General features: G+C 65.9%; 22 protein-coding genes. 10 read left to right on the forward strand and 12 right to left on the reverse strand.

Features of this window, described 5'->3' with window-relative positions:
• The first annotated feature begins 70 nt into the window (after positions 1-70).
• Positions 71-958 carry a 50S ribosomal protein L11 methyltransferase gene (locus tag N2604_RS32635; protein ID WP_260372080.1) on the forward strand — a complete coding sequence of 296 codons (888 nt, stop codon included), beginning with the start codon at positions 71-73 and terminating at the stop codon, positions 956-958.
• A 138-nt stretch (positions 959-1,096) separates the two neighbouring features.
• Here N2604_RS32635 and N2604_RS32640 read toward each other — a convergent pair whose 3' ends face one another.
• On the reverse strand, positions 1,097-1,276 hold the full coding sequence (locus tag N2604_RS32640) for a hypothetical protein (protein ID WP_260372081.1): 180 nt from the start codon (positions 1,274-1,276) through the stop codon (positions 1,097-1,099).
• 187 nt (positions 1,277-1,463) lie between these two features.
• Between N2604_RS32640 and N2604_RS32645 the strand changes: the two genes are divergently transcribed.
• Complete coding sequence (locus N2604_RS32645) at positions 1,464-3,293, forward strand: aminopeptidase P family protein (protein WP_260372082.1); 1,830 nt, start codon at positions 1,464-1,466, stop codon at positions 3,291-3,293.
• A gap of 330 nt (positions 3,294-3,623) precedes the next feature.
• Positions 3,624-4,901, forward strand: coding sequence for a multidrug effflux MFS transporter (locus N2604_RS32650; protein WP_260372083.1), 1,278 nt, complete (start codon positions 3,624-3,626; stop codon positions 4,899-4,901).
• Positions 4,902-4,995: 94 nt separating this feature from the next.
• Here N2604_RS32650 and ppdK read toward each other — a convergent pair whose 3' ends face one another.
• Complete coding sequence (gene ppdK, locus N2604_RS32655) at positions 4,996-7,935, reverse strand: pyruvate, phosphate dikinase (RefSeq protein WP_260372084.1); 2,940 nt, start codon at positions 7,933-7,935, stop codon at positions 4,996-4,998.
• Between the two features lie 96 nt (positions 7,936-8,031).
• Positions 8,032-8,187 carry a DUF3096 domain-containing protein gene (locus N2604_RS32660; RefSeq protein WP_008562090.1) on the reverse strand — a complete coding sequence of 52 codons (156 nt, stop codon included), beginning with the start codon at positions 8,185-8,187 and terminating at the stop codon, positions 8,032-8,034.
• Positions 8,188-8,408: 221 nt separating this feature from the next.
• Between N2604_RS32660 and N2604_RS32665 the strand changes: the two genes are divergently transcribed.
• A complete protein-coding gene (locus tag N2604_RS32665; RefSeq protein ID WP_260372085.1) occupies positions 8,409-8,762 on the forward strand; it encodes a DUF1236 domain-containing protein in 354 nt (117 codons plus the stop codon).
• Between the two features lie 281 nt (positions 8,763-9,043).
• Here N2604_RS32665 and glyS read toward each other — a convergent pair whose 3' ends face one another.
• The 6 genes from glyS to N2604_RS32695 all read right to left on the reverse strand — a co-directional run bounded on the left by glyS (position 9,044) and on the right by N2604_RS32695 (position 14,770).
• Entirely contained in the window at positions 9,044-11,143 is a 2,100-nt protein-coding gene (glyS, locus tag N2604_RS32670) for a glycine--tRNA ligase subunit beta (RefSeq protein WP_260372086.1), read from the reverse strand.
• On the reverse strand, positions 11,143-12,081 hold the full coding sequence (locus N2604_RS32675) for a glycine--tRNA ligase subunit alpha (RefSeq protein WP_260372087.1): 939 nt from the start codon (positions 12,079-12,081) through the stop codon (positions 11,143-11,145). Before N2604_RS32675 ends, glyS begins: the two co-directional genes overlap by 1 nt.
• 284 nt (positions 12,082-12,365) lie before the next feature.
• Positions 12,366-12,557 carry a hypothetical protein gene (locus N2604_RS32680; protein ID WP_028178670.1) on the reverse strand — a complete coding sequence of 64 codons (192 nt, stop codon included), beginning with the start codon at positions 12,555-12,557 and terminating at the stop codon, positions 12,366-12,368.
• A gap of 104 nt (positions 12,558-12,661) precedes the next feature.
• Complete coding sequence (locus N2604_RS32685) at positions 12,662-13,570, reverse strand: S49 family peptidase (protein WP_260372088.1); 909 nt, start codon at positions 13,568-13,570, stop codon at positions 12,662-12,664.
• A gap of 215 nt (positions 13,571-13,785) precedes the next feature.
• A complete protein-coding gene (locus N2604_RS32690) occupies positions 13,786-14,550 on the reverse strand; it encodes a tRNA1(Val) (adenine(37)-N6)-methyltransferase (protein ID WP_260372089.1) in 765 nt (254 codons plus the stop codon).
• Positions 14,543-14,770 (reverse strand): DUF2007 domain-containing protein, encoded by a 228-nt coding sequence (locus N2604_RS32695; protein WP_008562067.1) that lies wholly within the window; start codon positions 14,768-14,770, stop codon positions 14,543-14,545. The genes N2604_RS32690 and N2604_RS32695 overlap by 8 nt, the downstream gene beginning before the upstream one ends.
• Before the next feature lie 133 nt (positions 14,771-14,903).
• Between N2604_RS32695 and N2604_RS32700 the strand changes: the two genes are divergently transcribed.
• From N2604_RS32700 to N2604_RS32720, 5 genes are all read left to right on the forward strand, one after another.
• Entirely contained in the window at positions 14,904-15,911 is a 1,008-nt protein-coding gene (locus tag N2604_RS32700; protein WP_158669111.1) for a polyprenyl synthetase family protein, read from the forward strand.
• A gap of 575 nt (positions 15,912-16,486) precedes the next feature.
• Positions 16,487-17,002: a helix-turn-helix domain-containing protein gene (locus N2604_RS32705; RefSeq protein ID WP_260372090.1), complete on the forward strand. Its 516-nt coding sequence runs from the start codon at positions 16,487-16,489 to the stop codon at positions 17,000-17,002.
• Between the two features lies 1 nt (position 17,003).
• On the forward strand, positions 17,004-18,266 hold the full coding sequence (gene fabF, locus N2604_RS32710) for a beta-ketoacyl-ACP synthase II (RefSeq protein ID WP_260372091.1): 1,263 nt from the start codon (positions 17,004-17,006) through the stop codon (positions 18,264-18,266).
• Between the two features lie 44 nt (positions 18,267-18,310).
• Entirely contained in the window at positions 18,311-18,943 is a 633-nt protein-coding gene (locus tag N2604_RS32715; RefSeq protein WP_260372092.1) for a LysE family translocator, read from the forward strand.
• Complete coding sequence (locus tag N2604_RS32720; RefSeq protein WP_260372093.1) at positions 18,936-19,814, forward strand: alpha/beta fold hydrolase; 879 nt, start codon at positions 18,936-18,938, stop codon at positions 19,812-19,814. Before N2604_RS32715 ends, N2604_RS32720 begins: the two co-directional genes overlap by 8 nt.
• On the opposite strand, the gene N2604_RS32725 is transcribed toward N2604_RS32720, so the two are convergent.
• From N2604_RS32725 to N2604_RS32735, 3 genes are all read right to left on the reverse strand, one after another.
• The gene (locus N2604_RS32725) at positions 19,811-20,695 is read right to left on the reverse strand and encodes a 4-(cytidine 5'-diphospho)-2-C-methyl-D-erythritol kinase (protein WP_260372094.1); all 885 of its coding nucleotides are present in this window, start codon (positions 20,693-20,695) and stop codon (positions 19,811-19,813) included. The genes N2604_RS32720 and N2604_RS32725 overlap by 4 nt on opposite strands.
• Positions 20,696-20,720: 25 nt before the next feature.
• Positions 20,721-22,517: a tetratricopeptide repeat protein gene (locus tag N2604_RS32730; protein ID WP_260372095.1), complete on the reverse strand. Its 1,797-nt coding sequence runs from the start codon at positions 22,515-22,517 to the stop codon at positions 20,721-20,723.
• Between the two features lie 288 nt (positions 22,518-22,805).
• The gene (locus N2604_RS32735; RefSeq protein WP_260372096.1) at positions 22,806-24,467 is read right to left on the reverse strand and encodes an electron transfer flavoprotein-ubiquinone oxidoreductase; all 1,662 of its coding nucleotides are present in this window, start codon (positions 24,465-24,467) and stop codon (positions 22,806-22,808) included.
• A 135-nt stretch (positions 24,468-24,602) separates the two neighbouring features.
• On the opposite strand from N2604_RS32735, the gene N2604_RS32740 reads away from it, so the two are divergent.
• Positions 24,603-25,409 (forward strand): uracil-DNA glycosylase family protein, encoded by an 807-nt coding sequence (locus N2604_RS32740; RefSeq protein ID WP_260372097.1) that lies wholly within the window; start codon positions 24,603-24,605, stop codon positions 25,407-25,409.
• Positions 25,410-25,426 lie beyond the last annotated feature (17 nt).

The raw sequence follows: 25,426 nt of genomic DNA on the forward strand, positions 1-25,426 counted from the left end.
CTCGCGAACCGCAACTTGTCCGGAAATTCGACAGCAAAAGTCCCAAAAATTGAACTCAGCGGAACTCTGAATGCAGCCCTCCCCCACCCATCGCGCCAGCTTTTCGATCGGCAGCGAAGCCGACGCCAAGAGGGTCGTCGATGTCCTCACCGAGGTGTTTTTCGATGGCGACGCGGCGGTCGCCGCCTTCGAACGACCCGACGGACAATGGGACGTCACGCTGCATTTCGCCGCGGCGCCGGATCAGGCATGGCTGCGCGAACTCGTTGCAAATTCAGCAGGAAATGGGATCGCGGCGACGCTCGTCTTCGACACCGTCGAAGCCAAGGACTGGGTCAAGGCCAGCCTCGAAGATCTCGTCCCGGTCCCGGCCGGGCGCTTCGTCGTGCACGGCAGCCACGATCGCGACCGTGTGGCGCCGAACAAGCTCGCCATCGAGATCGAGGCGGCGCTCGCCTTCGGCACCGGTCACCATGGCACGACGCGCGGCTGTTTACTTCTGCTTGACCATGTCCTGAAGAGTTCCCGCCCGAGGAGCCTGCTCGACCTCGGCACCGGCACGGGCGTGCTGGCGATCGCAGCGGCAAAGGCGCTGCACCGCGCGGTGCTGGCTTCCGACATCGATCCGCCCTCGGTACGGGTGGCGGCTGAGAACGCCGCGCTCAATGAAGTGGGCAACCATGTGCGGGTGATCCGCGCCACCGGCTTTGCCGCGCCGGATTTTGCGCGTGCGGGCCCGTTCGACCTAGTGCTCGCCAATATCCTTGCCAATCCGTTGCGGCAATTGGCGAGCCCGATGGTACGGCACCTTGCGCCTGGTGCCCGCGTCATCCTCTCCGGCCTCTTGACGCACCAGGCGCCCGCGGTGATCGCCGCCTACCGCGCGCGCGGCCTGATGCCGGTGAAGCATCTGCGGATCGAGGGGTGGAGCAGCCTGTTGCTGAGGAAGGTGGGGTAAAGCGCCTCCACGGTGGCGGTGCGCTCCCTCGCCCCGTTCTTGCGGGGACGCGACGAGCTTTGCTCGCGCTGCGAGGGTTGGGGTGAGGGGCCACCCCCTCGCGCAAGCGGGGAGAGGTGAATGCCGATCCTCGCCACCCTACTCCGCCGGCTTCTCGTCGCGGCGCATCGCGCGCTGCCCGCGCAAGGCGCGCCGCGCGCGGCGCTCGGCAAAACGGTCGATCATCTGGCTGATGAGGCTGCGCGGCTTCTTCAGTGTCGCCGCTGTCGGGGCGCGGTGCGCCGGCGGCGAAATCTTCTCAAAGGTGAACGCTGGCATCGTGTGTCCCCTCGCCGTTGAGATGAACCACCTGCTCGAATGTCCCTGTTATTCGGACGAAGCGCAACTGCCGCATCCTTTACTCCACTCAATTCGAATGGAACTATTTCAAGCACAGTCCATGCCAGATGCGACGCAAATGCGTCTACATTGCGGACTGATCCTCATGATCCTAAAGTGATCCACCATGTTCGAAGCGCACTTCCAGACATTCGAGGAGCCGGAGGCCGGCGTCGCTTTGGCGGCACGACTGGCCGCACTTCGCGAAGAACTTGCCCGTCGCAAGTTGACCGGCTTCGTCGTGCCACGTGCCGATCAGCAGCAGAACGAATATGTGCCGCCATCGGAAGAGCGGCTCGCCTGGCTGACCGGCTTTACGGGCTCGGCGGGACTAGCAGTGGTTCTGACGCATGAGGCAGCGCTGTTCGTCGACGGCCGCTACACGCTGCAAGCCGCCAAGCAGGTCGACGCCAAGGCATGGTCGGTGGAATCGCTGATCGACCCGCCGCCGGAGAGCTGGGTGGCAGCGCATCTGAAAGCCGGCGACCGCCTCGGATTTGATCCGTGGCTGCACACTTTTTCGGCAGCCGAACGACTGTCCGCGGCCTGCGCCAAGGCCGGTGCCGAGCTGGTCGCCGTCGACAGCAACCCGATCGACGCAGTCTGGCACGACCGGCCGCAGCCGCCGCTCGCGCCCGTCGCGGTGCACAGCCTCCAGCATGCCGGTGTCACTGAAGCGGAGAAGCTGACGCAGATCAGGGCCGAGATTGCCAAGCTCGGCAGCGATGCTCTGGTGCTATCGGACAGCCACGCAGTGGCCTGGACCTTCAACATCCGCGGCGCCGACGTCGCCCATACGCCGCTGCCGCTGTCCTACGCGCTGGTGCCGAAGGACGGCCGTCCCACCATCTTCATCGACCACCGCAAGCTCTCCAACCTCACACGCGACCATCTCGAGCAGTCCGCCGACGTGCGCGAACCTGATGCCATGGCGCCGATGCTGATGGCGCTGGCCAAGAGTGGCGGATCGATCGCGCTCGACAATGCCACCGCCGCCGACGCACTCAGCCGGCTGATCACGGGCGCCGGCGGCAAGCCGATGCGCGGCAGCGATCCGGTTGCACTGCTGAAGGCGGTCAAGAACGCGACCGAGATCAAGGGCACCAAGACGGCTCACCTGCGCGACGCCGTGGCGCTGGCGCGCTTCCTCGCATGGATCGATCGCAAGGCCGCAAGCGGCAAGCTCACCGAGATCGACGCGGTCGAGGCGCTGGAAACCTTCCGCCGCGACACCGGCGCGCTCAAGGACGTCTCGTTCCCGACCATCTCCGGCACCGGCCCGAACGGCGCCATCGTGCATTACCGCGTCACCCGCAAGAGCAACCGACGGATCGCGCCCGGCGACCTCCTGCTGATCGATTCCGGCGCGCAATATGAAGACGGCACCACCGACGTCACGCGCACCATGGCGGTGGGCGAGCCGACGGACGAGATGCGCGACCGCTTCACCCGCGTGCTGCGCGGCCACATCGCGATCGCGCGCGCCGTCTTTCCGGACGGCACCACGGGCGCGCAACTGGACACGCTGGCGCGGCAATATCTCTGGGCCGCCGGGCTCGATTTCGAGCACGGCACCGGCCACGGCGTCGGCAGCTATCTCTCGGTGCACGAAGGACCGGCGCGAATTTCGAAGCTCGGCACCACGCCGCTGAAGCGCGGCATGATCCTGTCCAACGAGCCCGGCTACTACAAGGCCGACGGTTTCGGCATCCGTATCGAAAACCTCGAGCTGGTCGTCGCCGCCGACATCAAGGGCGCCGAGAAGCCGATGAACGCGTTCGAGACGCTGACCCTGGCGCCGATCGACCGCCGGCTGATCGATGTCGCGATGCTGAGCCGCGACGAGCTCGACTGGCTGAACGCCTATCATGCGCGCGTGAGGGACGACGTGAGGCCGGCGCTGGACGAGGCGACGAAGGCCTGGCTCGATCAGGCCACGGCGGAGCTGAGGGCTTAGGCTCGTCGTTGCGCATAGCCCTCCACGATTTGCGCAACGCTCTTTCCGCATTACAGCTGTCATGCCCCGCCTTGTGCGCAGGTGCGCACTGGGGCGGGGCATCCAGTATTCCAGAGACAGCAAACGTATACGGAGAAGCCGCAGCGTACTGGATTCCCCGCTTTCGCGGGGAATGACATCGCATTTGTGGATCGAGATGTGCGCCCAATCGGTCGCCATCGTGCATTCATCATAACCGTCCCGAAATCCGAATAGCCGCATTCCGAATCGCCGATATCGGTCGTGCGTGGGCACGCTACAGTCGATTCGAATTCGAACGACGGACTAGATATGCACGGCATGATCAGCAGGCCGCCGGACGCGGCGACGAAAAACCTCGCGACCTCGCGCCTGGTGTTGCTGCTGCTGGTCGTGATGACCGGGGTCGCGCCGATCTCGCTCTACATCCTGGTTCCGGCACTGCCCGTGCTGGCGACGACATTCGGCAGCGACATCTCGATCGCGCAGATGACGGTGTCGCTCTACATGGTCGGCATCGCGCTGTCGCAGCTGATCATGGGTCCGCTGTCGGACCGGTTCGGACGGCGGCCGGTGCTGCTGGGAGGGCTGGCGCTGATGGTGGTTGCCAGCATCGGCTGCATTTTTGCCGAGACGCTGCCGCAATTGATTGCCGCACGCTTCTTCCAGGCGCTCGGCGGCGCATCGGGCATGGTGATCAGCCGGGCCATCATCCGCGACATCTACGAGCGCGACCGCGTCGCCTCGATGATCAGCCTCGTCGTGGCGGCGCTGATGATCGGGCAGATGGTGTCGCCGCTCACCGGCGGCCTGATCGAGACCGCGTTCGGCTGGCGCGCGATCTTCTACGCCATCACCATCGCCGCCATCGTCGTTGCCGTCGGTATCGCTTTCGCGCTGCCCGAGACCCGCCGCAGCCGCGCCGCCGGCAGCGGCTTCCGCGGCGATATCGGCATGCTGATCCGCAGCCGCGCCTTCGTCGGCTATGTGATGTGCCAGGTCCTCGCGTCGCAGATCATCTTCACCTTCGCCGGCGGCGGGCCCTACATCGTGGTGACGCAGATGGGCCGCAGCAGCGCCGAATACGGCGCCTGGTTCGCGACAACGGGCTTTGCGTTTCTGGTCGGCAATCTGCTCTGCGTGCGCTTTGCGCCGCGGCACTCGCTGGAGAAGCTGATCTGGTTCGGGCTCGCCCTGCAGCTCTGCGGCAGTTTTGCGAATCTGCTCTGGAGCTTCGCCGGCTGGAACGAGGCGCCCGCCTGGCTGTTCGGCACCCAGATGATCGTGATGGCCGGCAACGCCTTCGTGATGGCGAATTCCGCCGCCGGCGCCATCAGCATCCGCCCCGAAGCGGCCGGCACCGCCTCGGGCGCGATGGGCTTCCTGCAGCAAGGCATTGGCGCGCTGATGTCGCAGTTCGGCGCCTATCTCGGCGGCCACTCCGCAACGACGCTGCCGCTGACCTCCGCGGTCCTCGCGATCTCGATTCTTTGCGCCTGCGTGATGATGTTCGTCGTGCCCCGCCGCGAGGTGGTGCCGAGCGAAGCGCTGATCGAGCAGGCCGAAGAGGACGAGACGGGGATGATGTAAGGGGGCGCGCGCCCCACCCGACTTTGCGAAGCGCCTGAAACGAAAGAGGCGGGGCTGGGCCCCGCCTCTCTCAAGCTCACATCTGCGCCTTGGCTTACGCCTGGCTCGCGATCGCCTTGCCGAGCGCGGCCTGCGCCGCTGCAAGCCGCGCGATCGGCACGCGGTAGGGCGAGCAGGAGACGTAGTCGAGACCGATATGGTGGCAGAAGGCGACGGAGGCGGGATCGCCGCCGTGCTCGCCGCAGATGCCGACCTTGAGCGAGGCGCGGGTCTTGCGGCCGCGGGCGACGCCGATCTTGACGAGTTCGCCGACGCCTTCCTGATCGAGCGAGATGAAGGGATCGACTGAGAGGATGCCCTTCGCGACGTAGGGACCGAGGAAGCTCGCCGCGTCGTCGCGGCTGATGCCGTAGGTCGTCTGCGTCAGGTCGTTGGTGCCGAACGAGAAGAACTCGGCCGACTGCGCGATCTCGCCCGCGAGCAGGCAGGCGCGCGGCAGCTCGATCATGGTGCCGACCTGATAGGCCAGCTTGGTGTTGGTCTCACGCATCACGGCCTGTGCGGTGGCATCGATCCGCGCCTTGACCAGATCGAGCTCGGCCTTGGTCGCGATCAGCGGCACCATCACCTCGAGGCCGACGGCCTTGCCGGTGCGCTTCTGCGCCTCGACCGCCGCCTCGAAGATCGCGCGGGCCTGCATCTCGGCGATCTCCGGATAGGCGATCGCGATACGACAGCCGCGGAAGCCGAGCATCGGATTGAACTCCGAGAGCTCGCGCGCGCGGTCGGCGAGGCGCCGCGGGTCGGTGTTCATGGCGCGCGCCACCTCCTCGACCTCGGCATGGGTGTGCGGCAGGAACTCGTGCAGCGGCGGGTCGAGCAGACGGATCGTGACGGGCAGGCCCTTCATGATCTCGAACAGCTCGACGAAGTCGGCGCGCTGCATCGGCAGCAGTTTTGCGAGCGCGGCCCGGCGCGACTGCTCGTCCTCGGAGAGGATCATCTCGCGCACCGTGCGGATGCGCGTCTCCTCGAAGAACATGTGCTCGGTGCGGCAGAGGCCGATGCCTTCGGCCCCGAACTTGATCGCAGTGCGCGCGTCGTCCGGCGTGTCGCCGTTGACGCGGACGCCGATCTTGCGGACCTGGTCGGCCCAGTTCATCAGCGTGCCGAACTCGCCGGAGAGCTCCGGCTCGATCATCGGCATGCGGCCGGCGAGCACCTGGCCGAGCGAGCCGTCGATGGTGATGACGTCGCCGGTCTTGAAGGTGCGCGAGCCGATGCTCATGGTGCCGCGGCCGTAATCGACGCGGATCGTGCCGCAGCCGGAGACGCAGGGCTTGCCCATGCCGCGCGCGACCACCGCCGCGTGCGAGGTCATGCCGCCGCGGGTGGTCAAAATGCCTTCGGCGGCATGCATGCCGTGGATGTCTTCCGGGCTGGTCTCGATGCGGACCAGGATCACCTTGCGTCCGTCGGCCTGAAGCTTGGCCGCCTCGTCCGAGGAGAACACGATCTCGCCGGAGGCCGCGCCCGGCGAAGCCGGCAGGCCCGTCGCGATCACGTCGCGCTTGGCGTTGGGATCGATGGTCGGATGCAAGAGCTGATCGAGCGAGGCCGGATCGATCCGCGTCACCGCTTCTTTCTTCGAGATCAGCCCCTCATTGGCGAGCTCGACCGCGATGCGCAGCGCCGCCTTGGCGGTGCGCTTGCCGCCGCGGGTCTGGAGCATCCAGAGCTTGCCCTGCTCGACCGTGAACTCCATGTCCTGCATGTCGCGGTAGTGCTTCTCGAGCAGCGTGTAGATGCGCGTCAGCTCCTTGAAGGCTTCCGGCATCGCCGCTTCCATGGACGCCTTGTCGGAGCCCGACTCCTTCCGCGCCTCCTCGGTGATGTCCTGCGGCGTGCGGATGCCCGCCACCACGTCCTCGCCTTGCGCGTTGATCAGGAACTCGCCGTAGAGCTTGCTCTCGCCGGTCGAAGGGTTGCGGGTGAAGGCAACGCCGGTGGCCGAGGTCTCGCCCATGTTGCCGAACACCATGGCCTGTACGTTGACCGCGGTGCCCCAGGATTCCGGAATGTCGTGCAGCTTGCGGTAGGTCACCGCGCGCGCGTTCATCCAGGATGAGAACACCGCGCCGATCGCGCCCCAGAGCTGGTCGTGCGGATCCTGCGGGAATTCCTTGCCGGTCTCGCGTGCGACCGCATCCTTGTACTTGCCGACCAGCTCGACCCAATCCTCGGCGGACAGATCGGTGTCGAGCGTGTAACCCTGGCTGTCCTTGAAGGTGTCGAGGATTTCCTCGAAGTGATGATGCTCGAAGCCGAGCACCACGTCGGAATACATCGTGATGAAGCGGCGATAGCTGTCATAGGCGAAGCGGCGGTCGCCCGACAGCTCGGCCAGCGCTTCCACGGTCTGGTCGTTGAGGCCGAGATTGAGCACGGTGTCCATCATGCCCGGCATCGAGGCGCGCGCGCCGGAGCGCACCGAGACGAGCAGCGGGTTCCTGGTGTCGCCGAACACCTTGCCGGTCAACTTGCCGACATAGTCGAGCGCCTTCTCAACCTGCGGCTTCAGTTCCTTCGGGTAGGTCTTGTCGTGCTCGTAGAAATAGGTGCAGACCGAGGTCGGAATGGTGAAGCCGGGAGGCACCGGCAGGCCGAGATTGGCCATCTCGGCGAGGTTGGCGCCCTTGCCGCCGAGCAGGTCGCGCATTTCCGAGCGGCCCTCGGCCTTGCCGTCACCGAATGTAAACACCCATTTGCCGGCCTTGGCCGCTGCAGGCGCCGCCTTGGCGGGCGCAGCCTTCTTCGGCGCGGGCTTCGCGGCGACCTTCGGCGGAGCCGCCTTCGTCACCGCCTTCACCGCCGGCTTTGCGGTGGGCTTGGCAGCGGCTTTGGCGATCGGCTTCGGCGCGCTCTTGGCCAGCGCCTTGCGGGCTGGCGGCGCGGCCTTCGCGGCGGCGGATAGCTTTGATTTCGCTGGCATTTTCGCTGGGATTTTCTTGGGCTTCGAGGCGGCTTTGGCCATAGCTTGCACACAACCTGCGAGAGGAATGGGAAATCGCGGGCCTTACACCATTTTGGGCGGGCCCGCGCAAGACGGACAGTTCCGAAAAGTGAACGCCTAGAAGCGGAGCCACTTCAGGAGCCCGAGCCCGATCGCGCCGTTGACGATGAGGAAGATCGCGACGATGAGGTTGAGAAGCCGCGGCATGATCAGGATGAGCACGCCCGCAATCAACGACAGGATCGGCGAAATGTGGGCGACGGTGATGTGCATGAACTATCTTTCTATGAGGTGAGGCGAATCGCGCGGATCATAACCGGCTGGGTTCCGGGAGTAGAGATGCGCAAGCGCTGCTGCGAGTTCCCGGCCTCACGAAAACTGCCCGAAATTGCCGCGATTACGGCAGACCTTTCCCGGAACATTGGCTCTAGGCCCGCATTGGCAACCGGTCGCGCCGCTGGCGCGTCCGCAGAATCACGTCGAAGGAGTTGTCCATGCGGAACAGGATTCTTGCTCTCGCAGCGCTCGCGGCCGCGGCCGGCGCGCCCCTCGCGGCGCAGGCGCAAAGCGATGTCACGATCGGACGCGCGCCCGCCGTGGTCGACAGCGCGCCGACGATTGCCGTCGAACAGCGGCCGGCCTTCCGCGAATATGTCGTCGAACAACGTGTGCCGGCCTTTCGCATTCCGGATCGCGTGGTGGTCGGCACCACCTTACCCGAGGCAGGCGTCACTTATTATGACGTGCCGCAACGTTTCGGCGCCACGACCTATCGCTACACCGTCGTGAACGGCGAAACCGTGCTGGTCGAGCCGCGCTCGCGCCGCATCGTCGAGGTACTGGACTAAAGACACTGCCGCTCCATTCGATGTCCGGCGCGTCACATCAGGCTGGCGCGAGCAGTGTTAATTCGGACATCAGGCCCCGCCCGGTTCTCCCCCCGCCGGGCGGGGCTTTTTTGCGGGCGTCACTCTCGTGTCCCGGACAAGGCGCAACGCGCAAGCGTTGCGACGCAGAGCCGGGACCCAGCAGCTCCGAGCACGCAGCTAGCATGGGCCCCGGCTCTGCAGCGCAACGCTAAGAAGCGTTGCGCAGCGTCCGGGGCACGAGAGCCGCTATACCCCGCGCCTCAATCCTGTATCTTCGAGAAATCCGCCACCGCACGCGTGGCGCTGCGGATCTCGTTCAAGAGCTTCAGGCGGTTCTCGCGCACCTTCGGATCGTCTTCGTTGACGCGAACCTTGTCGAAGAAGGCATCGACCGGGGGCCGCAGCTTTGCCATCGCGCTCATGGCGGCGGCGAAGTCTTCCTTGGCGACCGCAGCGCTGGCTTCCGCCTTGACCTCACCGATCGCCTTCGCCAGCGCCTTCTCCTCAGCGAGGCTGTAGAGCGCGGCATTGGGCGCACCGTCGAAGCTGCGCTTGTCCTTCTTCTCCTCGATCGCGAGGATGTTGCTGGCGCGCTTGGTGCCGGCGAGCAGGTTCTTGCCGTCGTCAGAATCGAGGAATTTGCCGAGCGCCTCGACGCGGCGGACGATCATCAGGAGATCGTCCTGGCCACCGAGCGCGAACACGGCGTCGACGAGATCGTGCCGCGCGCCCTGCTCGCGGAGCTGGACTTTGAGGCGGTCGGCGAAGAAGGCGAGAAGATCGCTGGGAAGCTTCGCGGCATCGGTTGGCTTCACCGACAAGCCGGCGAGCGCGGATCCCGCCACCTTCATGAGCGACAGACGCAACGCGTTCTCGGCAATCAGTCGGATCACACCCAGTGCAGCACGGCGTAGCGCATACGGATCCTTGCTGCCCGTCGGCTTCTCATCGATCGTCCAGAAGCCCACGAGCGTGTCGATCTTGTCGGCGAGCGCCACGGCAATGCTGACCGGATCGGTCGGCACTCGATCAGCGGGCCCCTGCGGCTTGTAGTGCTCCTCGCAGGCAGCGGCGACAGAGGCGTCCTCGCCCTGCGCGAGCGCGTAGTACTTGCCCATCAGGCCCTGCACTTCAGGGAATTCGCCGACGACTTCGGTCAGCAAATCCGCCTTGGCGAGATGCGCCGCCCGCGTGGCCTTAACGACATCGGCACCAACCAGCGGCGCGATCTCGGCAGCGAGGCGCTCGATGCGCTTGATGCGCGCAGCCTGCGTGCCGAGCTTCTCGTGGAACACGATCTGCTCGAACTTCGGCAGCCGGTCCTCGAGCTTGGTCTTGAGATCCGTCTCGTAGAAGAATTTCGCATCGCTCAACCGCGCGCGGATCACGCGCTCGTTGCCGGCGATGATGGTCGCACCACCATCGGTCGCCTCGATATTGGCGACCAGGATGAACCTGTTGGCGAGCTTGCCCGTCTTGGGGTCGCGCACCACGAAACACTTCTGGTTGTTGCGGATGGTGGCGCGGATGACTTCGTCGGGAGTCTTCAAGAACTCCGGCTCGAACGAGCCCATCAGCACGACCGGCCATTCGACGAGGCCCGCGACCTCGTCGAGCAGGTTCTGGTCCTCGACCAGCTCAAAGCCTTGCGCGAAGGCCAACTGCTTGGCGTCGGTGAGGATCGCGTCCTTGCGGCGCTCGGGATCGAGCACGACCTTGGCCTCGAGCAGCTTTGCTTCATAGTCCTCGAACCGGCGCACAGAGATCGCCGCCGGCGCGAGGAAGCGGTGGCCGTAAGTGGTCTGGCCGCTCTCGATGCCGTCGACCTCGAACTTCACGACATCGGGCTGTTCGGTCTCGAGCCCGAAGGTCGCGGTGATCGCGTGCAGCGGACGCACCCAGTTCAGCGAGCCGGGCTTGCCGGAGCGCGCACCCCAGCGCATCGATTTCGGCCAGGGGAAGGTGCGAATGATGACGGGCAGGATTTCGGCGAGCACGTCGATCGCGTCGCGGCCGGGCTTCTCGATCAAGCCGATGTAGAAATCACCCTTGGGGTCGCGCTGGATTTTTGCTTCGTCCAGCGACTTCAATCCCGTTGCTTTCAGAAAGCCCTGCACGGCCGCGTCCGGCGCGCCGACTTTCGGGCCGCGCCGCTCGGTCTTCAGGTCGGGCTGGCGCGCAGGGATGCCGTGCACGGTGAGCGCAAGGCGGCGCGGCGTTGCGAAGGCCTTTGCGCCCTCGTAGACCAGGCCTTCGGCAACCAGCTTGTCGGTGACCATGCGGCGCAGATCGTCGGCCGCCTTCGCCTGCATGCGCGCGGGGATCTCTTCCGAGAACAGTTCAAGCAAAAGATCGGGCATCAGGCCGCTCCGCCCGCTTCAGTGTGGATCCACGCCTCGCCACAAGCTTTTGCCAGCTCGCGCACGCGCAGAATGTAGCTCTGCCGCTCGGTCACGGAGATCACGCCGCGGGCATCGAGCAGGTTGAAGACGTGGCTCGCCTTGATGCACTGGTCATAGGCGGGCAGCGCCATCAGATGCTGCTTCTTGTTGCCGCCGTCACGCCAGCCCGCGTCGAGATATTTTTCGCAGGCGGCTTCCGCCATCTTGAACTGCTCGAACAGCATCGCGGTGTCGGCATATTCGAAATTGTGCCGCGAATATTCCTGCTCGGCCTGCAGGAACACGTCGCCATAGGTGACCTTGGCATCGCCCTCGCGGCCGTTGAAGTTGAGGTCGTAGACGCGGTCGACGCCCTGCACATACATCGCGAGGCGCTCGAGCCCGTAGGTGAGTTCGCCCGCGACCGGCGCGCATTCGAAGCCCGCGACCTGCTGAAAGTAAGTGAACTGGCTGACTTCCATGCCGTCGCACCAGCACTCCCACCCGAGGCCCCAAGCGCCCAGGGTCGGGCTCTCCCAATCGTCCTCGACGAAGCGGATATCGTGCACGGCGGAATCGATGCCGATCGCGGCGAGCGACTTCAGGTACAGCTCCTGAAGGTTCGGCGGCGACGGCTTCATGATCACCTGGAACTGGTAATAGTGCTGCATCCGGTTCGGGTTCTCGCCATAGCGGCCGTCCTTGGGCCGGCGCGAGGGCTGCACATAGGCCGCGTTCCAGGGCTTTGGCCCGAGCGCGCGCAGCGTGGTCGCCGGATGGAAGGTACCCGCGCCCATTTCCATGTCGTAGGGCTGCAGGATCACGCAGCCCTGCTCGGCCCAGAACCGCTGGAGCGCGAGGATGAAGCCCTGGAACGAGCGTTCCGGGCGCATATGGGCGGGCAATGAGGCGTCCATCGTCAGATCAGGCTCTCGCGGGGGGTTTTGAATCGCGCGGGACCGTATCGACGGCGGGGATGGGAATCAAGGCGAAGGGGGCTTCTTACCTCTCCCGCTTGCGGGAGAGGCGTAGGCCGCCTATGGCGGCCGTTCCTCTAAGAGACGTCGAGGCAAAGCCTCGGCTATGGCGAAGCGCCGGGTGAGGGTTCTGTCCTCGGGGGGTCTCGCTTGTGGAGAGCCCCCTCCCCAGCCCTCCCCCGCAAGCGGGAGAGGGAGCGCAGCTGTGCGTGGGGAGAAAGCGCCTAGCCCGGCCGGTAAGCTCCGGTCACGGGGTCACGCTTCAGCGTCTGGATATCCCCCATGCGGGCGGCTTCGGCGACGCGCGACAGGCGCATCTCCTCCAGCTCCTGGTTGATCCGGACGGCGGTCTTGTAGGCCCAGCGGACCACGGCAAGCCCGCCCAGGACGCCCGCGAAAGCGACGAACGGCGGCATCGGTCGATCCTCGTCTCATGCTCAGCCCCCACGCGCATTGTTGCGCAGATGGACCTGCGCCGCAATCGGCGCCGCCCGGGCGAAATGGCGCGGGAGCGCGAGCCCTAGAACCCGAATTTCGCCCAAATCGCCCGCGTCTCGACCGCCGAGATCAGCTCGTCCGGCAGCCCGGCCACTGAGTCCAGGGCCAAAAGCTGCCCCGCGCCGGGCGATTTCCGGCCCAAAAGGCCTGACAGCAGCCCGGTCGGCTGCGCGATCACGGGCGTGAGAACCTTCTCGCCATAGCGGGCACGAAGAGTTGAGCGGAGATCGCCGATGCTGTCGGCGAGCCCCAGCGCGATCGCGCTTTCCCCCGCCCAGTATTCGCCCGTGAACAGCGTGTCGTCGGCTCCCTTCAGCCGGGCGCCGCGGCTTTCCTTGACCAGCGAGATGAAGATCTGGTGGATCTCGCGCTGGATCGCCTTCAGTCGCATGACGTCATCGGGGTTTTCGGGGAGGAACGGGTCGAGCATCGCCTTGTGCTCGCCTGCCGTGTAGAGGCGCCGCTCGATGCCGAGCCGCCTGATCGCCTCCTGGAAACCGAAACTGCCGCCGACCACGCCGATGGAGCCGAGGATCGAGGAGGGATCGCAGATGATCTCGTCGCCGGCGCAGGCGATCATGTAGCCGCCGGACGCCGCGACGTCCTCGACGAACACGAGCACAGGAAGCTTCTTCTCCGCGGCAAGCTGCTTGATGCGCAAGAAGATTTGGCGCGACTGCACCGGCGAGCCGCCGGGCGAGTTGATCACCAGCGCCACCGCCTTGGCGTGCCGATAGGAAAACGCCCGCTCGAGCACCCGCGCGACGCCGGCAAGCGTCAGGCCCGGACGCAGCGGCGTCACCGCGCCGATCACACCGGACAGCCGCACCACCGGCACGACCGCCGTGCCGGGACGAAAGCGCGCCGGCAGATATTGCATGAGCTTGTCGGCCAGGCCGGAACTCTCACGATCGTTCAATTGTTCGTCCATGGCCTTACCTCTGATTAACCATTTCTTATCACGCGAGTGTCATTGAAAGTGCCTGGAACGTGTTTTGCAGAATCCCCGTTGGGAAGCTGCAATAGGCAGCGGAGGAAACGCCATGAAGATCTATCTGCTGTTGCTGCTGATCGGTGCGCTCTTCACGGCGATTCGCTTTACGTCCCCGCAAGAGCAGCAGACGGAATCGCTTCCGCAGTAAGCCGTCACGGCTCCGCCAGCGGCAACGCCGCCCTCCCCTCCAGAATATCCCGCACCTCTTTTTTAGGCACGTTTGACTCCTCGTTAAGCATGAGGCCGGGCAGCAATCGCGTCGGTGCCCGGCCGCCTTTGACTGCGCGCACCAGCACGCGGATGGCGGGTTTTCCCGCTTCGCCATGAACCGGCAGGATCGCAAGGCTGCCGAAGCCGCGTGACAGCGCTGCCATGACGTCGCAGATTCCGTCCGCGCGCCAGATCAGAGTCAGCACGCCGCTCGATCGGAGAATACGCCGGGCTGCATGCACCCACGCATGCAGCGTCTCCTGCGTCGCCACATGCGCAGTGTGGCGCGCCTGATCCGGTGAGCCGCGATGGCGTGCGGGATCGTTGAAGGGCGGGTTCATCAGCACAGCGTCGGCACTGTCGGGCAGAAGTCCCTTTGCTGCAAACGCCTGCGCATCGGCGGTGACGTCGAGCACGATGGCCTCGGCGGGAATCGCGTTCGCCGCGGCGTTGGCCCGCGCGAGCTGCGCCAGTTCCGGATCGATCTCGACCAGGCTGAGCCTGATCCCCGCGACGCGACGCGCCAGCGCGAGCCCCGCCGTGCCGACGCCGGCGCCGAGATCGACGACGCGGTCACCCGCCTTAGCGTCGGTCGCCGCTGCGAGCAGGACGGCGTCGTGCCCGGCGCGGTGACCTGACCGCTTCTGCATCAAGCGCAACTGCCCGCCGAGAAAGCCGTCCTCGGTAATATCCGCGGCCTCAATCATCGCCGCGCAGTTCGTGGCTGAGGCCGGCTTCGGTGAGGAGCGCCCTGGCTTCCTCGGCGTCGTCCTCATGAACCAGGATCCGCCGCGGCAAGATGCCGAGCGAACCCTCGATGATGCTCATGTTCTGGTCCAGCACCAGGTGATGGATGTTGGCGCCGTCGAGCAGCGCGCCGATCGCCGACACCAGCACCATATCGTTGGTCCGAACCAGTTCACGCAAAACGCAGATCTCCTGCCTGAAAGTGGCTAACGCGGCAAATGTCAATGGTTCCGCGGCCCTTGCCGCATCCGCTGCCAGTTTCTATTGTATTTCCATCAGAATAGCCCTTCCGGGGCAAATATTGGAGACCGGCGTGGCCGTCATCGTACCTTTCGAAACTCCCGGCGCGTCGATCGAAGAGCTGGTTGCCCTTGTCGCCCCTGATATGGAGCGCGTCAATGCCACGATCCTGTCGCGGACCGGCTCCGACGTGACCATGATTCCGGAAGTGGCCAACCACCTGATCTCCTCCGGCGGCAAGCGGCTGCGGCCGATGCTGACGCTCGCCATGGCCAATCTCGCCGGCTACGCCGGTGACGGCCACATCAAGTTAGCTGCCTCAGTCGAGTTCATGCACACCGCGACGCTCCTGCACGACGACGTCGTCGACGAGAGCGAGATGCGCCGCGGCAAGCTCTCGGCCCGCATGCTCTGGGGCAACGAGGCGAGCGTGCTGGTCGGCGACTTCCTGCTGGGGCAAGCCTTCCGCATGATGGTCGAGGTCGGCTCGCTGCGCGCGCTCGACATCCTCTCCGCGGCCGCCGCCACCATTGCCGAAGGCGAGGTGATGCAGCTCGCGGCTGCCAAGAACACCGCGACCACCGAGGACGAATATCTCGCCGTGATCCGCGGCAAGACGGCCGAATTGTTCGCCGCCGCCTGCGAGGTCGGTCCCGTGATCGCCAACCGCCCCAAGGCGGAGCAGACCGCGTGCCGCTCGGTCGGCATGAATCTCGGCATCGCCTTCCAGCTCGTCGACGACGTGCTCGACTACGGCGGCAAGAGCGCCAAGCTCGGCAAGAACACCGGCGACGATTTCCGCGAAGGCAAGATCACGCTGCCCGTCGTGCTCGCCTTCCGCCGCGGCAACGACACCGAGCGCGCCTTCTGGATCCGGGCTCTCGAGCGCGGCGAGATCGGCGATTCCGATCTCGATCACGCCATTGGCCTGATGAACAAGCACCGCGCGCTCGAGGACACGCTGAGCCGCGCTCAGCACTACGGCGCCATGGCGGTGGATGCGCTCGCGCTGTTCCCGCCCTCGCCAATGAAGAGCGCGCTGGAGCAGGTCGTGGCGTTTTGCTTGGCAAGGTCGCATTAGGCGACGGCGCCCCCCTCTCGCTTCCGTACCGTTGTTAGTCCGGTCGAAGGATGCACGGCCGAGCTTGCAGCCGGGCCGTCGCCCTTCGAGGCTCGCCGAAGAGGCGAGCGCCTCAGGGTGACGGTGATGGATAAGTGCGCGCTGCATCAACATCGTCATTGCGAGCGCAGCGAAGCAATCCAGAATCCCGCCGCGGAGACAGCCATCTGACACCTCTCGCTGCCTAAGCTATAGGTGTCCACCGATTTAGGGGAGGCTCAAGCCTGGATTGCTTCGCTGCGCTCGCAATGACGGCGTAATGCGCGACGGCACCGCTCGCTTTCGTGTCCCGGACGCGCTGCAGCGTGAAACGCTGCTGCGCGGAGCCGGGACCCCATGCGACATTCAACGATCAGCAGTGTGGCCCCCGGCTCTGCAGCGCACCGCAAGGAGGCGCTGCGCTGCGTCCGAGGCACGAGAGCGTCTGTCCTGCAACTGCGCTTCGTCTCTCCAGCAGAAGCCAGTCTCATTCGCTCCGCGTGCTTGCGCTCATCCAGTCACTTGCATTTTGCAAGTGACTCACCTAACTTCCCGCCATGCAGCCAAAATCCTCCTCGATCCTCGAATGCCCGGTCGGTCGCGCGGTGGAGACGGTCGGCGAATGGTGGAGCATCCTGATTCTGCGCGATGCGTTTCAGGGTGCCACGAAGTTCGACGAGTTCTCGCAAAGCCTTGGCATCGCGCCGAACATCCTGTCGCGGCGGCTTGCGCATCTCACCGAAAGCGGCATGTTCGTTCGTCGCCGCTATCAGGAGCGTCCGCCGCGCTACGAATATGTGCTGACGGACAAGGCGCGGGATTTCTTCCCGGTGATCGCTACGCTGCTCGCTTGGGGCAACAAGCATCTCGCGCCGAAGGGCGAATCCATCCTGCTGGCGAACCGGAGCGACGTCCGCCCGCTCGAGCCGATTGTGGTCGATGCCACCGACAAGCGCCCGATCACGCTCGCCAATGCGGTCGTCGTCGCAGGTCCCCGCGCCAGCCGCGGCATGCGCGCACGGCTCGCTTCGCTCAAGGCCATGAACCCGGCCGTCGCGCCGGCTGGAGACTGACATGCGTCGTATCGTCGTAACGGGAATGGGCGCGGTGTCGCCGCTTGGCTGCGGCGTCGAACTGACGTGGCGGCGGCTGCTCGCCGGGCAAAGCGGGCTGCGCCCGTTGCCGGAATGGGCACAGGCGCTGCCGGCGCGCATCGCAGGTCTCGTGCCCGACAAGACGGATGATGCCGACGGCGGTTTCGATCCCGCGCAAGCTGCCGCGCCCAAAGACCAGCGCAAGATGGACCGCTTCATCCTGTTTGCGCTGCTCGCCACGGCAGAAGCCGTCGCGCAAGCCAAATGGACACCGCAGGACGCGAGCGCGCTCGAGCGCACCGCGACGATCATCGCCTCCGGCGTCGGCGGCTTTCCGGCGATGGCGGAGGCGGTGCGCATCACCGAGCAGCGCGGCGCGCGCCGGCTGTCGCCGTTCACGATCCCCTCGTTCCTCGCCAATCTCGCCGCCGGCCACGTCTCGATCAAGTACGGCTACAAGGGCGCGCTGGGCACGCCCGTCACCGCCTGCGCGGCCGGTGTGCAGGCGATCGGCGATGCCGCGCGCATGATTCGATCAGGCGAAGCAGACGTTGCGATCTGCGGCGGCGCGGAAGCCTGCATCGACATCGTCAGCCTCGGCGGCTTTGCGGCAGCGCGTGCACTGTCGAGCGGCTTCAATGGCGAGCCCGCGCGCGCCTCGCGTCCGTTCGATCGCAACCGCGACGGTTTCGTCATGGGCGAAGGCGCCGGCATCCTGGTGATCGAGGCGCTGGAGCATGCGCAGGCGCGCGGCGCGAGGCCGATCGCGGAGATCGTCGGCTACGGCACCACCGCGGACGCCTATCACATGACGTCAGGGCCGCCCGATGGCGACGGTGCCCGCCGCGCCATGGAGATCGCGCTGCGGCAGGCCAGGCTTGCGCCTGCCGATGTGCAGCACCTCAACGCGCATGCGACCTCGACACCGGCGGGCGACGAGAGCGAGCTCGGCGCCATCGCCGCGCTGTTCGGCCGCAACCGCGGCATTGCCGTGAGCGCGACCAAATCGGCCACGGGTCACCTGCTCGGCGCCGCCGGCGGGCTGGAAGCGATCTTCACCGTGCTCGCGCTGCGCGACCAGATCGCGCCGCCCACGCTCAATCTCGAAGACCCCGATTCCAGCGCGGACGGCATCGACATTGTCGCAGGTAGCGCGCGGCCGATGCCGATGCAGCATGCCATCTCCAACGGGTTCGGGTTCGGCGGGGTGAATGCCAGCGTGATCTTGCGCCGGATGGGCTGAACGAGAGGCCTTGCAATCGCCGCTCGCTCCGCTACGAAAACGGGATGATCGAAACGAATTTTGGGCTGTTCCTGGCCGCAGCTTTCCTCATCGCCGCCGTTCCCGGTCCTGGCATTTTTTACGTCGCGGCGCGGACCTTGTCGGAGGGGCGAGCCAGCGGCTTTGCCTCGACCGCGGGCACGGCGCTGGGTGGACTGGTTCATGTGGTCGCGGGCAGCCTCGGCATCTCCGCCATCATCCTGGCCAGTGCGGAGCTGTTTGCCGCCGTGAAATTCGTCGGCGCGCTCTATCTGATCTGGCTCGGCATCAAGACGTTTCGCAGCGCCGGCAGCAACCTGTCGCTTGGGAGCGAGCCCATCGGCGACAAGCGCGCGTTCCGCGACGGCGTGCTGGTCGAAGCGCTCAATCCGAAGACCGCGGCGTTCTTCCTCGCCTTCATTCCGCAGTTTCTCGATCCCGCGGGATCGAATCCGACGCTGCAATTCATCCTGCTGGGTGCGATCTCGGTGGCGCTGAACACGCTCGCCGATGTCGTGGTGGTGCTGATGGCCTCGGCGACGCGCGCGCAGCTGATCGGACGGCCGCAGCTGATGCGTCGCCTCACGCAGGGCTCCGCCGTCTTCATCGCGGGCCTCGGCCTCTCGCTCGCGCTGGCGCGGCGGCCGGCAAATGGCTAGCGCCCCGCAAAGCCGCTTCTACGAATCGCACGGCCTGCGGCTGCACTACGCCGACTGGGGCAACGAGGGTGCACCCGTCGCCATCCTGGTGCACGGCGGTCGCGATCATTGCCGCAGCTGGGACCACATCGCGCGCTCGCTGCAACCGCATTTTCGCGTGCTCGCGCCCGACCTGCGTGGTCATGGTGATTCCGACTGGACGCGGGGCGGCAGCTACGCGCTGACAGAATATGTGTACGATCTCGCGCAGCTGGTTCGCAGCACCGCAGCGCCTCAGGTCACCCTGATCGGCCATTCGATGGGCGGCATGGTGAGCCTGATCTATTCGGGCGCATTCCCCGAACAGGTCACGAGGCTCGTCGTCCTCGACGGCGTGACCATGTTGCCCGGTACACCAAAGCCGCCGGTGCATGAGCGCATCGGCAAATGGGTCGGCCAGCTCGACAGGCTGCACGACCGCATCCCGCGCCGCTATGCGAGGATCGAGGACGCGGCCGCGCAGATGATGCTTCACAACAAGCGCCTGGCCCGCGACCTCGCGCTGCATCTCGCCACGCATGGCGCCCGGCGGAACGAGGACGGCAGCTATAGCTGGAAATTCGATCCCTACCAGCGCGTCTCTGCGCCGCACCGGCTCTGGCCCGACGATCACATCGAGCTGTGGTCGCGCATCACCTGCCCGACATTGCTGCTCAATGCCGGCGAAAGCTTTCTGACGGGCGCCAGGGCCGCAGGCCTGGAGCGCTATTTCCAGAACGCGCGCGTCGAAACCATCGCCGGGGCGGGACACTGGCTGCAGCACGACAAGCCGCAGGAGGTGTTGGGTGAGATCCGGCGGTTTCTCGGGCTCGACGAGGACGGCGCGGGTTAGCTCAACGTGCCCGCATGCACCCACCAGTCGGGGTGATCGCGGCGGATCTTTTCGGCGGCGGCATGCGCCTCCGCAGGCGCGCCGTAGATCGCAAAGCACGTCGCCCCGGAGCCGGACATGCGGGCGAGCTTGACGCCGGCGGAATCGCGCAAGGCGTCCAGCACCTTGCCGATCACAGGCTCGATCCGCAGCGCGGGCGCCTCAAGGTCGTTGGCGACGGTATCGAGAACCTCGACCCAGTCGGAAATCGAGCCGCCCTCCTCGGGCCAAGCCGGTGCGCGGATGACGTCGGTGACGCCGACCAGGAGCTCGCCGTTGCGCAAGCCCAGCGCCTGGAACACGTCCTTGGTGGCAACAGGCACGCGCGGATTGACCATGACGCAGGGCATACTCGGCAGCGCGAGCGGCAACAGCTGCTCGCCGACGCCGGTCATGTCGCAGGCGCGCGAGAGGAGGCACACCGGCACGTCGGCGCCGGTCGCGAGCGCGACCTTCTGAATGCGGGGATCGTCAAGCGACAGATCGTTCAGACGCGCCAGGAGCCGCAGCGCGGCCGCTGCATCCGCCGAGCCGCCGCCGATGCCGGCTGCAACGGGGAGCACCTTGTCGAGCGCGAAGGCGCCCAGCTTCAGGCCGGGGACGGCCTCGGCCAGCAGCCTGGCGGCCTTGAGCACGAGATTGTCGGCGGTGTCGCCGCAAGCGGCAGCCAGCGGCCCGGTGGTGGTGAGCTTCAGCTCGCCGCCCGGCTCCAGCGTCAGCCGGTCGGCGCAGTCGGCGAACGCGACCACGCTTTCGAGATCATGATAACCATCGGCACGACGGCCGACGACGCGAAGGCTCAAATTGACCTTCGCCCGCCCCTCTTCAATCAACGCCGACATTGGCGATCAGCCCCCAAACGCTCTCTCAACCGCCCTTGCCGTCGTCCTTCTTCTTCTCGGCCTGCGCCGCAGAAGAGTTCGAATTGTCCTCGGTCAAACCATTGGCGATCTTGGCCTCGATCTTCGGCAGCTCTTCCGGCTCGGGCTTGAGATCGCGCGCATGCGACCACTGGAATTTTGCCTCCAGCGTGCGGCCGACGCGCCAATAGGCATCGCCGAGGTGGTCGTTGATGGTGGGATCCTCGGGCTTGAGATCGATCGCGCGCTCGAGGTTCTTCACCGCCTCCTCGTAATTGCCGATGCGGTAATAGGCCCAGCCGAGGGAGTCGACGATATAGCCGTCGTCGGGACGCTGCTCGACGGCACGCTTGATCATCTTCATGCCTTCGTCGAGATTCACGCCCTGGTCGATCCAGGAATAGCCGAGATAGTTGAGGACGTGCGGCTGGTCGGGCTGCAGCTCGAGCGCCTTCTTCATGTCGGCTTCGGCCTTGGCCCACTGCTTGGAGCGCTCCTCGCAGATACCGCGATAATAATACCAGACGCTGTTGGCCTTGTCGTTGCCGGCCGGCAGCACGTCGATGCCTTTCGAATAGGTCGCGCCGCAATCGCCGAACCGCTTGCGGCCGCGCTCGATATTGCCGAGCGCCATGATGGCTTCGAGGTCCTTGGCATCCTCCGTCGTGACGCCCTTGAGGATCTTGATCGCGTCGTCGGTGCGGTCGGCGGAATCGAGATCGATGGCGAGCTGGATCTGCGCGTTACGCTTGAGCGGCGAGGCCGCGGGCACGCGCTCATAGACCTTGATCGCCATCTGCGGCCGCTTCACCGATTCATAGAGATCGGCAAGCGAGAGCAGCGCCAGCGGATGGCTCGGCTGCAGGTAGAGCGAGAGCTGGAGATAGACCAGCGCCAGATCCTCGCCGCCGCGGCGGGTCAGCGTCGCGCCGATGCCGTAGAGCGCCTCGGCGGCGCCTCCTTGCGCGGAATCGACCAGCGGCGGCATCTTCTTGCCGGCCTTGGTCTCGCGCAGGCCTTCCTGGATCAGCGGATGGCGTGCGAGCTTCTTGTCGAAGGCCTGGTAGACATTGGTGGCCGCGGCGGAATCCTTGTTGCGCGACAGCCAGCGCGCATAGGCCTCGGTCACGCGCAGCATGGAATCGTCGAGCTTGTAGGCGCGCTCGAAGCGGGTGCCGGCGTCCTTCTCCTTGCCGGAGAGCTCCAGGATCATGCCGGTGTGGAGGTCCTTGAACAGCGGATACCATTCCGGACCAGCCAGCTTGTCGATCGTGGCGACACCGCCCTTGGCATCGCCCGCACCATAGGCGGCCCAGCCCGAAAGCAGCGTGGCGACGAGATCGGTGATGGGACCGCGGATCGACTGGTTGATGTTGGTCTGCGCCGCGACGTACTTCTTCAGCTTGAGATCGTGCACGCCAACGACGAGACGCGCGACGCGGTTGGTCTTGTCGATGGTGAGGATGCGCTCGGCGAGCTTGACCGCCTCGTCGATGTCGCCGTCGGCGACCGACGAGATGAAGGCACGGTCGAGCAGCTCGTTGTTCTTGGGATCGGTGCGGAGCGCCGAACGGTAGAATGCGGCGGCCGAGGCCGCGTCGCGCTCGACGCTGGCGTGGCGGGCGGCGAGATAGCTGCCGGCGCCGGTGAGCGACTTCAGATCGTTTCGCGTCGGAAACTGCGCCGCCGTGTTCTCCGGATGATCCGGCGTCTGCGCCAGGACCGCGCCGGGGACCGTCGCGATCGCAGTGCCCATGAGGGCGATGGCGGCAGCAGTCCAGCGGTTGAAACGATTTGAAAACATCAGGGCTCGCCTTGAGTTGGTGGTGCCTGGGTTTGCAGCAGAAGGCCGTATCGCATGCGAATGCGGCCGGTGACATCCGGACCCGGAACCGTCAGGCCGACAATGCCGCTTTTGGCGCTTCGCCGCAAGGATTCGGACCGGCCGCTCCCCTCCGCACGCCCCCAAATCGGCCAAGTTCGATCAGGAGCAGCCCAAGACGCCGCCACTATGGCCTTATCGTGGCCGCGGCGGGTCGCCGCAGCCTCGTCCTCACGGGAACGTGCGCCTGGTCACCGTGCGATGCGCCCCTCACATCGCCTCGTAGTTCGGGCCGCCGCCGCCCTCCGGGGCAACCCAGGTGATGTTGCCGTTGGGATCCTTCACGTCGCAGGTCTTGCAGTGGACGCAGTTCTGGGCGTTGATCTGGAAGCGCGGACCGGAGCCCTCCTCGATCCATTCATAGACACCAGCCGGGCAATAGCGATTCGAGGGGCCGGCATAGACGTCGTGCTCGGAGCTCTTCTGGAGGTTCATGTCGGTGACCTTCAGATGGATCGGCTGGTCCTCCTCGTGATTGGTGTTGGACAAAAACACCGAGGACAGCTTGTCGAACGTGATCTTGCCGTCCGGCTTCGGGTAGTTCCTGGGCGCGTGGCTCTTGGCCGGATCGAGCGTGGCGCGGTCGGGCTTGACGTGCGACTGCGTGCCAAACAGTGAGGCGCCGAACAGCGTATTGCACCACATGTCGAAGCCGCCCAGCGCGACGCCGAGCACGGTGCCGAACTTCGACCACAGCGGCTTGACGTTGCGAACCAGGAACAGGTCCTTGCCGACCGACGAGGAGCGCCAGGCGTTCTCATATTCGACCAGCTCGTCATTGGCGCGGTCGGCGGCGAGCGCGGCCGCAACATGTTCGGCAGCCAGCATGCCGGTGCCCATCGCATTGTGCACGCCCTTGATGCGCGGCACGTTGACGAAGCCGGCCGCGCAGCCGATCAGCGCGCCGCCGGGGAAGCTCAGCTTCGGCACCGACTGATAGCCGCCCTCGGTGATCGCACGCGCGCCGTAAGCGAGCCGCTTGGCGCCTTCGAAGGTGCCGCGGATCGAGGGGTGGGTCTTGAAACGCTGGAATTCGTCGAACGGGGATAGATAGGGATCGTCGTAGTTCAGATGCACGACGAAGCCGACGGCGACGAGATTGTCGTCATAATGATAGAGGAACGAGCCGCCCCCGGTCTTCATGTCGAGCGGCCAGCCGAATGAATGCTGGATCAAGCCCTTCTGGTGCTTGGCGGGATCGATCTGCCAGACCTCCTTGAGGCCGATGCCGAACTTCGGCGGCTCGCTCTTGGCGTCCAGGACGAATTTGTTGATGAGCTGCTTGGTCAGGCTGCCTCGGGCGCCTTCGGCGAACAGCGTGTACTTGCCGAGCAATTCCATGCCGCGGGTGAAGGAATCCTTTGGCTTGCCGTCGCGGCCGATGCCCATGTCGCCGGTGGCGATGCCCTTGACCTTGCCCTCCTCGTCATAGAGCACCTCGGCCGCCGCAAAGCCCGGATAGATCTCGACGCCGAGCGCCTCGGCCTTGCGCGCCAGCCAGCGGCAGACATTGCCGAGCGAGCCGATGTAGCAGTGATGATTGTCCATCAGCGGCGGCATCATGAAATTCGGCAGCTTGATCGCGCCGCCGCCGGTCATCCAGTAGAAGCGGTCGTCCTTGACCTGCGTTTTCAGCGGGCAGTCGGCATCCTCGCGCCAGTCCGGGATCAGCTTGTCGAGGCCCGCGGGATCGATCACGGCGCCCGAGAGGATGTGCGCGCCAACCTCGGAGCCCTTCTCCACCACGACGACGTTGAGATCAGCGTTGAGCTGCTTCAGCCGGATCGCGGCCGCCAGACCCGAGGGGCCGGCGCCGACGATGACGACGTCGAATTCCATGGATTCGCGCGGGGGAAGTTCTTCGGTGCTCATCTGATCTCAGCCCTTGAGACGGTCCTTGGTCGTTTGCGCCCTCTTGTTTCCGATTTTTCCGGGTAGGACAACCTCGGAATCTCGTTCCGCCGGGATGCAAGGCCGTCCAAGGTGATATAAAAGTCAGACTTTCCCATGATCCCCGAACCCGCACCCACCGTCCGAGAGCTGCTCGCCTTCTATCTGGAGGCCGGTGTCGACTGCGCGCTTGCGGAGGAACCGATAGACCGCCTGGCGGAAATCGATGCGCCGCCACCCAGCCCGCGCGCGGCCCCGCCGACCGAGGCGCCGCGGCCGGTCGCCGCGCCCGCGGTCATGCGGGGCGAAGCCGCGCCTGCGCCGGAGGTCGCCATCGCCTCGGCGCGCGAGGCCGCGCGCACCGCGCCGACCCTCGAGGCGCTGCGCGAGCTGATGCAGAATTTCGAGGGCTGCGCGCTGAAGCACACGGCGACGCGGCTGGTGTTCGCCGACGGCAACCCGCAGGCGCGCATCATGTTCGTCGGCGAGGCGCCGGGCCGCGACGAGGACATCGAGGGACTGCCCTTCGTCGGGCGCAGCGGCAAGCTGCTCGATCTGATGATAGGAGCCATCGGCCTCAACCGCAGCACAGCGTACATCGCCAACGTCATTCCCTGGCGGCCGCCCGGCAACCGCACGCCGACGCCGCAGGAGACGCAAATCTGCCTGCCGTTCATCCAGCGCCAGATCGAGCTGGTGAACCCCGACGTGCTGGTGACGCTCGGCAATCCTTCGACACAGACGCTGCTGGGAACGCGCGAAGGCATCATGCGCACGCGCGGGCGCTGGTTCGACTACGACACCGGCCAGCGGGTGATCCGCGCGCTGCCGACGTTTCACCCGGCCTATCTCTTGCGCTCGCCGTCCTACAAGCGGCTGGCCTGGCAGGACCTGCGATCGATCGCGAAGGCGCTGGCGGGTTGATGCTCTCGTGTCCCGGA

It is taken from the genome of Bradyrhizobium sp. CB1015, from assembly GCF_025200925.1.
In the GTDB taxonomy this organism is placed as follows: domain Bacteria; phylum Pseudomonadota; class Alphaproteobacteria; order Rhizobiales; family Xanthobacteraceae; genus Bradyrhizobium.